We start from the raw sequence: 274 nt of genomic DNA, 5'->3' as shown, positions 1-274 counted from the left end.
CAGCGGGTTGCTTCAGATCATCGAAGCCCAGAAGGAGTTAGTAAGGCAGTGTTGTTTGGCCCTATTAACGTTTCGATCTTCTCGGTCGAAAGCGGAGAAAAAGAGGTGTTGACAGCAGCGTGTAACGCTGTAGAATTCGCCTCCCGCTAACGAGAGATCGGAAGCGCAAGTGGTTGAAGTTACAAAGGAAACTTTGAAAACTTCTGAAAATAATCACTTGACAGCAAATGAGGCTGCTGTAGAATGCGCGCCTCGGTTGAGACGAAAGATCTTA

Source organism: Pseudomonas sp. F9001 (assembly GCF_013385435.1).
Classification (GTDB): domain Bacteria; phylum Pseudomonadota; class Gammaproteobacteria; order Pseudomonadales; family Pseudomonadaceae; genus Aquipseudomonas.
Note: the sequence above shows the minus strand (reverse complement) of the source record.